Source organism: Clostridium sp. AF32-12BH (assembly GCF_003477935.1).
In the GTDB taxonomy this organism is placed as follows: domain Bacteria; phylum Bacillota; class Clostridia; order Lachnospirales; family Lachnospiraceae; genus Brotaphodocola.
This window is the reverse complement of record NZ_QUEH01000015.1, coordinates 105,806-115,948: the sequence shown is the minus strand read 5'-3', so window position 1 is coordinate 115,948 and position 10,143 is coordinate 105,806. Positions and strand designations below refer to the sequence as shown.

General features: G+C 43.6%; 12 protein-coding genes. 8 read left to right on the top strand and 4 right to left on the bottom strand.

Annotated features, from left to right (window positions below; genetic code table 11):
- The 3 genes from DWZ40_RS14845 to DWZ40_RS14835 form a co-directional block, all read left to right on the top strand.
- A partial coding sequence (locus DWZ40_RS14845; protein ID WP_118543698.1) for a YtxH domain-containing protein occupies positions 1-1,620 on the top strand: 1,620 nt, incomplete at its 5' end.
- Positions 1,617-2,621, top strand: coding sequence for a bifunctional lysozyme/C40 family peptidase (locus tag DWZ40_RS14840; protein WP_118543693.1), 1,005 nt, complete (start codon positions 1,617-1,619; stop codon positions 2,619-2,621). The genes DWZ40_RS14845 and DWZ40_RS14840, both read left to right, overlap by 4 nt.
- A 16-nt stretch (positions 2,622-2,637) precedes the next feature.
- Positions 2,638-3,546, top strand: coding sequence for a conjugal transfer protein (locus DWZ40_RS14835; RefSeq protein ID WP_118543692.1), 909 nt, complete (start codon positions 2,638-2,640; stop codon positions 3,544-3,546).
- A gap of 74 nt (positions 3,547-3,620) precedes the next feature.
- Here the strand turns inward: DWZ40_RS14835 and DWZ40_RS14830 are convergent, their stop codons facing one another.
- Positions 3,621-4,181: a TetR/AcrR family transcriptional regulator gene (locus tag DWZ40_RS14830; RefSeq protein ID WP_103900079.1), complete on the bottom strand. Its 561-nt coding sequence runs from the start codon at positions 4,179-4,181 to the stop codon at positions 3,621-3,623.
- 179 nt (positions 4,182-4,360) lie between these two features.
- Between DWZ40_RS14830 and DWZ40_RS14825 the strand changes: the two genes are divergently transcribed.
- A complete protein-coding gene (locus DWZ40_RS14825; RefSeq protein WP_118543691.1) occupies positions 4,361-5,056 on the top strand; it encodes a conjugal transfer protein in 696 nt (231 codons plus the stop codon).
- 32 nt (positions 5,057-5,088) lie between these two features.
- Here the strand turns inward: DWZ40_RS14825 and DWZ40_RS14820 are convergent, their stop codons facing one another.
- The gene (locus DWZ40_RS14820; protein WP_009009558.1) at positions 5,089-5,445 is read right to left on the bottom strand and encodes a helix-turn-helix domain-containing protein; all 357 of its coding nucleotides are present in this window, start codon (positions 5,443-5,445) and stop codon (positions 5,089-5,091) included.
- Positions 5,446-6,045: 600 nt separating this feature from the next.
- On the opposite strand from DWZ40_RS14820, the gene DWZ40_RS14815 reads away from it, so the two are divergent.
- The 4 genes from DWZ40_RS14815 to DWZ40_RS14795 all read left to right on the top strand — a co-directional run bounded on the left by DWZ40_RS14815 (position 6,046) and on the right by DWZ40_RS14795 (position 8,690).
- The gene (locus DWZ40_RS14815; RefSeq protein ID WP_009255078.1) at positions 6,046-6,465 is read left to right on the top strand and encodes a sigma factor-like helix-turn-helix DNA-binding protein; all 420 of its coding nucleotides are present in this window, start codon (positions 6,046-6,048) and stop codon (positions 6,463-6,465) included.
- On the top strand, positions 6,462-6,701 hold the full coding sequence (locus tag DWZ40_RS14810; protein WP_009255079.1) for a helix-turn-helix domain-containing protein: 240 nt from the start codon (positions 6,462-6,464) through the stop codon (positions 6,699-6,701). Before DWZ40_RS14815 ends, DWZ40_RS14810 begins: the two co-directional genes overlap by 4 nt.
- A 573-nt stretch (positions 6,702-7,274) precedes the next feature.
- On the top strand, positions 7,275-7,469 hold the full coding sequence (locus tag DWZ40_RS14800; RefSeq protein WP_011861908.1) for a DUF3173 domain-containing protein: 195 nt from the start codon (positions 7,275-7,277) through the stop codon (positions 7,467-7,469).
- A 36-nt stretch (positions 7,470-7,505) separates the two neighbouring features.
- The gene (locus DWZ40_RS14795; RefSeq protein ID WP_011861907.1) at positions 7,506-8,690 is read left to right on the top strand and encodes a site-specific integrase; all 1,185 of its coding nucleotides are present in this window, start codon (positions 7,506-7,508) and stop codon (positions 8,688-8,690) included.
- Between the two features lie 80 nt (positions 8,691-8,770).
- On the opposite strand, the gene DWZ40_RS14790 is transcribed toward DWZ40_RS14795, so the two are convergent.
- Together DWZ40_RS14790 and DWZ40_RS14785 are read right to left on the bottom strand one after the other, a co-directional pair.
- Positions 8,771-9,067, bottom strand: coding sequence for a hypothetical protein (locus DWZ40_RS14790; RefSeq protein ID WP_243031995.1), 297 nt, complete (start codon positions 9,065-9,067; stop codon positions 8,771-8,773).
- A gap of 18 nt (positions 9,068-9,085) precedes the next feature.
- The gene (locus DWZ40_RS14785) at positions 9,086-10,132 is read right to left on the bottom strand and encodes an aldo/keto reductase (protein WP_118543689.1); all 1,047 of its coding nucleotides are present in this window, start codon (positions 10,130-10,132) and stop codon (positions 9,086-9,088) included.
- Positions 10,133-10,143 lie beyond the last annotated feature (11 nt).

The following is a 10,143-nucleotide window of genomic DNA, read 5'->3' as shown; positions in this document are numbered from 1 at the left end:
AGCGTGGATTTGATACGGGACAGCCTGTTTTCCATACAGGTAAAGCAGCCGTGGCTCCTGCTGCAATACGGCAACTCGGATGTGGAAAGCATTGGGGCTGACCGTGTGGAAAGCCTGCTCTCAACCAGCCCAAACGAAAACAATGGGCAGGACAGGGAAGAAATCGTAGTGGAGGAAATCGAAGACAGGGAAAACACCAACCTTACCATCACAAAGACCATCAACCGCTTGGGAACCGTCTTCTTCCTGTTCATGTTCAATATGGGTATCTCCATTTTTGTATTCCTGCTCACAGGGATAATGATTTTCTCACAGGTGCTTTTTATCATCTACGCCATGTTCCTGCCTGTGAGCTTTCTCCTTAGCATGGTTCCCTCTTTTGAGGGGATGTCAAAACGTGCCATTACAAAACTGTTCAACACCATCCTTACCAGAGCCGGAATCACCCTGATTATCACGGTAGCGTTCAGCATTTCCACCATGCTCTACAACCTGTCTGGGGAATATCCGTTCTTCCTGACGGCGTTCTTACAGATAGTGACCTTTGCCGGAATTTATTTCAAGCTGGGGGATTTGATGGGGATGTTCTCCTTACAGAGTGGGGATTCCCAAAGCATGGGGAACCATATCATGCGAAGACCCCGTATGCTCATGCACGCCCATATGCACCGTTTACAGCATAAGTTAGGACGTTCTGTGGCGGCTCTTGGGGCTGGTACGGCTGCCTACCATGCAGGAAAACAGGCTGGCTCAGACCAGAGAACTGCTTCCAGCTCCGGCTCTTCCAAACGGACGCAGGCAGACCACAGCAGACCAGACGGACAGGCAGCACCGGAAAAGGAATCCGCATGGAAACGGGCTGGCTCTGCGGTAGGTGCGGTGGCAGATACCAAAGATAAGATAGCCGATACTGCCGGACAGCTTCGGGAGCAGGCAAAGGATTTGCCTGTCAATGCAAAGTACGCCCTTTATCACGGGAAAACACAGGTATCAGAGGGAGTACGGGATTTTACTTCCAGCGTGACCCAGACCCGAACTGCCAGAGCCGAACAGCGGAACGCACAGGCAGAAAGCCGCAGACAGACCATTGCAGAACGCAGGGCGGAACTGGAACAGGCAAAACAGCCGCAAAAGACAGCTTCCGAAGCACCCAAAGGGGCGGCTCCTGTCCATGAACGCCCTGTTACTGCAAAGCAGCCAGAAGATTTCCGACATCATACAGGAAAACCAGCCATGCAGCCAGCTTCCCCATCCATCAGGGAACGGGGACAGGTTTCTTATGGGGGAACTGTGGCGGAACGGGCTTCGGTTCCGGTGGTAAAAGCAGCTTCCATCCACCATGAGCAAACACCGCCAGTAAGGACGGAACGCCAGATACTCCCTCCGGTTTCCCCAGACAAACCAGAGGAAAGACAAAAGACAAGTCCCACCATCACCCCTGCTGCTCCCCATCCGGCAAGACCTGTCCAGAATGATACGGCTCCTGTGATACCGGAAAGGAAACGGGCTGCCCCTGTGGTAAAAGAATCGAACTTTACCATCCGGCGTACCACCGCCAGAAAGGAGTGGACAAAAACGGTAAAAGCGGCTGCCAAACAAAAGCAAGGGGAGAAACCATGAAGTTAAGACACCTTTTCTTTGCCTGTTCCGGCGTGTTCGTGATGATGTTCTCCCTGCTCCTTTTGGTGGTAATTGTCTTCTCGGATGAGGAAGACGGCGGAAGCGGCGGAAACCTTATCTATGGGGGCGTGAGCGTATCACAGGAAGTCCTCGCCCATAAACCTATGCTGGAAAAGTATGCAAGGGAATATGGCATAGAGGAATACTTAAATGTGCTGCTCGCCATCATTCAGGTGGAATCCGGCGGCACGCTGGAAGACGTTATGCAGTCCTCGGAATCTCTGGGGCTTCCTCCGAACTCCCTTAGTACAGAGGAATCCATCAAACAGGGCTGCAAGTATTTCTCGGAACTGCTCGCAGCAGCAGAAACAAAGGGCTGTGACTTAAACAGCGTGATTCAGTCCTATAACTACGGCGGCGGTTTTTTAGATTATGTAGCAGGACACGGGAAAACGTACACCTTTGAACTGGCAGAGAGCTTCGCAAGGGACAAATCCGGTGGAAAGAAAGTTACCTACACTAACCCTGTTGCCGTAGAGAAAAACGGGGGCTGGCGGTATTCCTACGGGAATATGTTCTATGTCCTCTTGGTATCGCAATACCTGACTGTGGCACAGTTTGATGATGAAACGGTACAGGCTATCATGGAGGAAGCCTTAAAGTATGAGGGCTGGACGTATGTGTACGGGGGCGATTCCCCCTCCACTTCCTTTGACTGTTCGGGACTGGTGCAGTGGTGCTATGGCAAGGCAGGAATCGCCCTGCCACGTACAGCACAGGAACAGTATAATGTGACGCAGCACATCCCCCTGTCCGAAGCAAAAGCAGGGGATTTGGTCTTTTTCCACTCCACCTACAACGCCGGAACCTACATCACCCATGTGGGGCTGTATGTGGGAAATAACCGGATGTACCATGCCGGAAATCCCATTGGTTATGCAGACCTGACAGGCTCCTACTGGCAACAGCACCTTGCCGGAGCCGGACGAATCAAAAAATAAGAAAGGATGAACCGATATGATTCAGATTAGAAAAGAGGATAACCAGAAAAAGCAGAAAGAAAAGAAACTGAAAGTTTACAAAGTCAATACCCACAAAAAAACTGTGATTGCCCTGTGGGTGCTGCTGGCAGTGAGCTTCCTGTTTGCCGTCTATAAGAATTTCACGGCGATAGACATTCATACTGTCCATGAAACCAAAGTGATTGAGGAAACCATCCTCGACACTCACAAGATAGAAAACTTTGTGGAGAATTTCGCAGAAGTCTACTATTCATGGGAACAGTCCGCCACTTCCATTGACAACCGGACAAACGCTTTAAAAGGGTATCTCACCGGAGAGCTGCAAGCCCTGAATGTAGATACTGTCCGAAAGGACATCCCCGTATCGTCTGCCCTGACCGATTTTCAGATATGGGAAATTACAAAAGAAAAGGAGCAGCATTATCAAGTGACCTATACAGTGGAACAGCGTATCACAGAGGGAGAATCCAGTAAAACCGTCCGTTCCGCCTATCAGGTGACGGTCTATGTGGACGGCTCTGGAAACCTGACGATTATCCAGAACCCAACCATCACCAGCGTTCCTGTAAAATCCGGTTACACCCCAAAAGCGGTACAAAGTGACGGTACGGTGGATTCCATCACCACGGAGGAAATCAACGAATTTCTCACTACCTTTTTCAAGCTGTACCCTACGGCAACCGCAAAAGAGCTGACCTATTATGTGAATGAGGGCGTGCTGAAACCTGTGGGGAAAGAATATATCTTCTCGGAACTGGTAAATCCTGTCTACAACCGAAACGGAAATCAGGTGACAGCTTCCCTTGCAGTAAAATATCTGGATAACCAGACCATGACAACACAGGTATCGCAGTTTTACCTTGTGCTGGAAAAGAACGGGGAAAACTGGAAAATTGTGAAATAGTTATAGAGAAACGTGCATTTCTCATTTGGAGATTTGCACGTTTCTCTTACAAAGTATTTAAAAGAAATTTTCGTTTAATCTTTATATTTTTGATTAGCTCCCAGCAGTAGTGTATCAATTGCTTCGGATAATTCTTTTCTTACTTTATCAGGATTTGAAAAGGCATATCTTAATTGTAATGTTGTATAACCATGAAGCATACCTGTTACCATGCTCAAAATTTCAGTGGTCTTATCTGGATTAAAGCCACATGAGCAAATAAGTGTTTTAAGTAAAGATAGATAATCATTAAAAATGATTGCTGTTTCCTCTGTTCCATTCCAACTAGCCCATTGAATTATTTCATACACACCGGGATGTTCAATCATATAATTAAGATATTCAACTGCCACTAATTTTAACGCTGAATCCCCTGTCTTACCGATTGCTGCACGAATCATTTTTTCATTCATAGTACGCATACCACTATGTGCTATCTCCCTAAGAAGTTCATCCAAACTTCCTATATGATTATATAAGGAGGGGGTACGAATCCCTAAATTTTCAGCAATAGCTTTCAAAGAAACATTATGAAGTCCATTTCTATCAGCCATATCAGACGCTGTTTTTATAACTTCGGCTCTTGTAACTCGCATATTCATTTTCCTCTTTCTTCACATCATTTACCTCATTTTAAGTAATTAAATTAGCGAAGTCAATAATTAGGTTAGAAAAAAAGAACTTTTATATTGACAAATTGTATTATAATATTTAATATTGCTAATATAATTAGTTTTGATACTACTATAATTAGTTTATGAAAGGAACTACAAATATGTGTACAAGATTTGTGTATAATGGGAAAGAAACCATTGTTGGGTTCAATTTTGATATTGACCTTTCTGAATGGGAACATACCATAATTGCTGAAAAAGACCGTTTTTTTATAGGGATAAAAATGTCCGATAATAAGTATCACTCTTTTCACGGAATCAATAGAAATGGGAATGTTGGCACATTGTTGTATGTACATGGAAATGACAATGCACAATTTTGCGGTAATGAATCATGCTATACAATAGCTGATTTGACAGAAAATTTTATAAAAGGCAACCTCTCTTTTGATGATTCATTGGAAATAGTGAAAAAAAAGAAAATTACTTATGCTCCTGACACTACTATGCAGGCTATGTTTTCGGATAGAACTGGGCGTGTTCTCATTATTGAACCGGGGATTGGGTATCGTTTGGAAAAAGAAAAATATTCCTTAATAACAAATTACTCCATTCTAAAACCAGAATTGACTAATCCATATGTTTTATCTGGGGATAACAGATATGAAAAGGCAAAGGATTTACTGCAAGGATATGGAGAAAACTTCTCTATTTCCAACGCCTTTGATGTACTTAGGTCAGTACGTCAGGAAGGACTTTGGGCAACCAGAGTTTCTTTTGTATATTCCGTTGCTAAAAATAAGGTATATTATGTGTTGAACAATGATTTCAAAAATATTGCAGAGTATCAATTCTAATATCACTGCAATTATAAACAAAAGTGGAGGATTTACATTTCCCCCACTTCCTTAGATTTGACAATACCATCTGCGACGCTTTCCATAATAACAAGGTCAGCGTCTGTGAAATTGTCTATTTTGTTTTCTAACTGCCTGCGTTTGGTACTTTTCACCTGACTGCTGGCAGGCAAGAAAAACTCATCCACTGATACATTCAGCAGAGATACAAGGTCGTAAAGCACCTGTAAGCTGGGATGCTGCCCTTTGTTCTCAATATTGGTTAAATAACGTGGGTCAATCTCAATCATTGCTCCCACCTGTTCACGGGTCAAACCCTGTTTTTTACGGGCTTCTTTTATGGCAAGCCCCAAAGCCCTGAAATCATATTTATCTTCTTTTTTACGCATAATACACCACCTCTGTACATTTTACTGTTCCTGTTATAATAGTGACAGGTATAGAAAAACGTATTGTACAGTTTTACAGTTCCTATTATGTGTACCAAAGATAAAACTATGCTGCTGAAACGGAAATAAAAAAAACCGTTATTTGGCAGTACACTTTTCTTGCGTCAAAATCACATAAGCCTTTCCAGACGACGGTTTAATAAAAGCCGCCGTCTTTCTTTTTTCCAGAACACATGGAGGTTGTATTAAAGTCAGCTTTTTTTAGGCTCCGGCGGCTTACAGGAGGAAGCCGCTATGCAAAATATTTTCTTAAATATATCTACATTCGGTAAACCGTTAAAAAAAGCCATCCACCTACGCTAGAAAAGTCTGACCTGCAATATGGTTTTTCACAATACATAGCAAGAACTATCGAAGCACACAAGCAGAAATATCGTCTGTTTGCGTGCTTTTTTAGTTGGAAGAAAAAGTTTTTAAATTTTTCTTCTCAAAACGCAACTGCAGCCCCTGTCCTGTCGGGACTAAGAGCGAAAAGGGGGAAAGAAGCAGAAATTCCTATCAACTCGCTCCCTTTCAAGGCTGGAAAGGGGGTGAGCAATGATGAAGCCATCTGAATTTCAGACAACCATAGAGAACCAGTTTGATTATATCTGTAAAGTCGCTATGGAAGATGAACGCAAAGACTATCTCAAAGCGTTGTCCAGACAGTGTAAACGGGAAACCCTGTTCTGTGATATGGACGATTACACCGTCAATCTGTTTTCTTCCGAAGACACCTATCCCTCCCATTTCCATACTTTTGAAATGGATGGATTTACTGTCCGCATTGAAAACAGCCTATTAGCAGAAGCATTAGAAAATCTGGATGGAAAGAAACGTGACGTTATCCTGAGATATTATTTCCTCGGATTTGACGATACGGAAATTTCAAAAATTCTGGAAGTCAACCGTTCTACCATCCAGAGAAGAAGACACGCCGGACTGGAATTTATCAAAAAATTTATGGAGGAAGAAGCATGACAGCAAAGCACCCTATGATTCCGTTTCCTGTAATTGTAAGGGCTGCGGACGGTGATATTGAAGCAGTCAACCAGATTGTACGCCATTACAGCGGTTTTATTGCCAGCCGTTCCATGCGTCCCATGAAAGACGAATATGGGAATACCCACATGGTTGTAGATGAAACCCTACGCCGCCGGATGGAAACACGTCTGATTGCAAAGATTTTATCTTTTGAAATCAGGGAACCAAAGTAAAAATAACGCTCTCCTGTGGAAGCATGGACAAGCCCATGCTTCCCAGACAGAGCTTGCCAGCCTATTAAAGTGCATTATCACCAGTGCATTTTAACAGGCTGACAAAGCCGGATTGTTCCTTGAAAAAGAAAGCGTCTAATCAACGCAGCATAAAGCAGCCGAATACGTTTCGATAGAAAGAGAGCCGTTGGGCTGGCACGCCGTAACCCACCAAAGGAGGGATGATACCGGATAGCGATTCCTGCCAGCGTTCCATAAGCAGCTTACCGCAGAGCTGCCGCCATGACCTTTCTATTGTGATAATGATACTTCCGTACAGCCTTAGTCCGTGTGATGATGTAGCACCGCTGGCAAAGGGTACGGCTGGATGAGAACCATGCAGGGGTGAGATTCCCATGAGCTTTAGCGAAAGCTGCTCGGCTTGCTTATATACTATTTTGAATTAGAATTTTTCATTCAAAATCAAATAACTATTCGCAGGAAATACAATCTTAATATTACTTTTGCCACAAAATCTGATATAATATAGACAGATATTGAGGGTTCCATATCTGGTCTATGGAAAGGAGGAACATGATTACAGTAACAAAAAAAGACTTAATAGAACTGGGTTATGGGACTTCATTCGCAGCAGACATCATAAGAGAAGCAAAAAAACTTATGATTTCAAAAGGGCATACCTACTATCAGTCACGCAAACTGGACAGGGTTCCCAGAGAAGCTGTGGAAGAATTGTTAGGGATTACTTTTACTGATAAATCAAACTGATTGTACTTCTTGCACATTTATGTAAGGAGTGAAATCATGGCAAAAGACCCTATTAAGAAAGCAGAAAACGGAACTTATTATTTTAGAGCAAACTTAGGTTTCCACCCGATTACCGGAAAACAGATTCAGAAATACAAAAGCGGATTCAAGACAAAAAAGGAAGCCAGAGAAGCATATTCAAAGCTTATGCTTACATCCACAGAGGAATTGACAGAAAAGAAACAGCAGCTATCCTTTCAGCAGTTCATTGAAGAGACTTACCTACCTTGGTATAAAACACAGGTAAAGGAAAGTACCTATCTGAACCGCCGTTCTACCATTCAGAAACATTTTTCATACTTTTACAAAATGACGGTGGATGAGATAGAACCCATTAACGTCCAAAACTGGCAGCTTGAACTCGCAAAAGAATTTAGTCCAAACTATATCCGTATTGTACAGGGTATGCTCTCCATTGCCTTTGACAGAGCAGTTGTTCTCGGTCTTGCAAAGAAAAATCCGTCACGAATGATAGGAAACATCAAGAGCAAGAAAACAAAAGTGGATTTTTGGACACTGGATGAATTTCAAAAGGTAATTTCCCTACTCTACAAGGGCGATTATTACGAACATTACCTTTTCATTTCATACTGGCTCCTGTTTATGACTGGAATGAGAATCGGAGAAGCCGCAGCCCTGCAATGGTCGGACATCAACTTTGAAACCGGACTTTTAAGTATAACGAAAACGCTGTACTATAAAACAATGGATGAATACAAATTTGTGGAACCAAAGACACAAGCCAGTATTCGCACTATCTATATTGACACAGATACCATTAAAGAATTAAAAGCATGGCAGGAAGTACAGCAAAAGGTTTTAAAGGACTGTGACCTTGTACTAAGCTATAATGGGATTCCCACCAGTAAGCACACCCTCCCACGGGCATTAGAAAAACTTGCTGGATTGGCAGGCGTACACCGTATCAAAATTCATGCACTCAGACATTCCCATGCTTCCCTGCTCATCAGTATGGGAGAAAATCCTTTATTGATTAAAGAACGTCTGGGGCATGAAAAGATACAGACCACGTTAGGAACCTATGGACATTTATATCCCAACACCAACGTGGAAGTTGCCAAAAAATTAACTGGCGTTCTCACTTATACTCCGGCAACAACCAGTGTTGCCGATTACACCAGCAATCAGCATACAGCAATCTATCACAGAGCAGTTGAATAAAAAAATGCAATCAAAATGCAATTCTAAAAGAAAAGAGCCTCAAAACCCTTGAAAATAAAGGCTTTGAAGCTCTGCTCCAACTATTCAAACTCAATTGTTGCCGGCGCCATATCTGCTTCTTCGTATTCCGGCAGTTCACGCAGCTTCTCTACTGTCGCGTAAGTACAGTCTGTTCCATAAATCTTTGTTCCGATGATCTCCAGATTGGTTTTCGCCACATAGGCCCGGATTTTGTCTTCCGCAGCGTTCAGTGCCCGCCTGCCGCCAATGATCAGAACCTTTTTTCCATAAGATTCGCAGACCGGACCGATTTTATCATAAATCTTATCTCCGATTGAATAGTTTGGTAAATGAACCTCATAATTTTCCAGCTTCACTCGTTTCGCTCCTCCTGGTTATTCCACATGATTTCGATCTGTCAGGATAATTCCCTTATATCTTGGAGAAGTCCGCTCTAATTCATAGCACTCTCCCTCCGGTGTCGGATACTGGTCCACGAAATCACGGATCTGTTTCATTTCGTCTTCTGTCAGATCAAATTCCAGTGTCTGAAGATTGGACTTCACATGTTTGGAGTTTCTCGTTCCAACCATAACCGCCCCTACGCTCTTCTGATTTAAGATATACTGGGTTGCCACATTGGCAATCGTCACTCCATGATGATCCGCAATGGCCTTCAGTACCGGAAGCAGCTTCTGCATGCCATCCCAGCCCAACGAATCCTCAATGATCTGCATATACTTAACCTGGGAACGGGTTTCCGGTGCCTCATATTTTTTTCCCATGTAGCGCTCCGCCAGAAATCCCCCTGCCAGCGTGCCATACGCAAAGGTATAAATACCATGCTCCGCGCTGTAATCCAGAAGTGTGCGTTCCGGACGGCGGTCAAATACAGAATACTGTGCCTGATTGGATACCACCGGAATTCCCGCATCCACCATCTGTTTTAACGCATTAGTGTCCATGTTGCACATGCCGATGTTGCGGATTTTTCCTTTTTCCTGCAGCCTTACCAGATCAAACGCAGTCTCCATCATACCCGGAACATCAAAATCCCACCAATGGAACTGAACCAGATCCAGCGCCTCCCGGTGCATTCTCTTCAAAGACCGGTCCACAATTCCTTCTGTGTACTTCATATTGATGACCGGAAGCACATCTTTATCCGGCACGAATTTGGTGTGGATCTGAATATCCTCCTCCTGATAATGGCCGCTTTCTTTTAATTCCATAACAAACCGGCCCAACACTTCCTCTGCACCCGTATAAATATCCGCACAGTCAAACGTTGTAAAGCCCTGCTCCACCAGCTCATGAAACGCGCGAATGGCATCATCGTAGTCCAGATGGCCCTGCAGACAATGTTCCGCAGACAGCTGCCAGCATCCATTGATAACACGGTTAAAGGTATATCCATTTTTAAATTGACATTTTTTCTGCATGACAGATTTCC

Excerpts from the sequence above, each read along its gene's own strand:
- DWZ40_RS14840 (WP_118543693.1), top strand. The coding sequence starts at position 1,617 with ATGAAGTTAAGACACCTTTTCTTTGCCTGTTCCGGCGTGTTCGTGATG.
- DWZ40_RS14835 (WP_118543692.1), top strand. The coding sequence starts at position 2,638 with ATGATTCAGATTAGAAAAGAGGATAACCAGAAAAAGCAGAAAGAAAAG.
- DWZ40_RS14830 (WP_103900079.1), bottom strand. The coding sequence starts at position 4,181 with ATGCGAGTTACAAGAGCCGAAGTTATAAAAACAGCGTCTGATATGGCT.
- DWZ40_RS14825 (WP_118543691.1), top strand. The coding sequence starts at position 4,361 with ATGTGTACAAGATTTGTGTATAATGGGAAAGAAACCATTGTTGGGTTC.
- DWZ40_RS14820 (WP_009009558.1), bottom strand. The coding sequence starts at position 5,445 with ATGCGTAAAAAAGAAGATAAATATGATTTCAGGGCTTTGGGGCTTGCC.
- DWZ40_RS14815 (WP_009255078.1), top strand. The coding sequence starts at position 6,046 with ATGAAGCCATCTGAATTTCAGACAACCATAGAGAACCAGTTTGATTAT.
- DWZ40_RS14810 (WP_009255079.1), top strand. The coding sequence starts at position 6,462 with ATGACAGCAAAGCACCCTATGATTCCGTTTCCTGTAATTGTAAGGGCT.
- DWZ40_RS14800 (WP_011861908.1), top strand. The coding sequence starts at position 7,275 with ATGATTACAGTAACAAAAAAAGACTTAATAGAACTGGGTTATGGGACT.
- DWZ40_RS14795 (WP_011861907.1), top strand. The coding sequence starts at position 7,506 with ATGGCAAAAGACCCTATTAAGAAAGCAGAAAACGGAACTTATTATTTT.
- DWZ40_RS14785 (WP_118543689.1), bottom strand. The coding sequence starts at position 10,132 with ATGCAGAAAAAATGTCAATTTAAAAATGGATATACCTTTAACCGTGTT.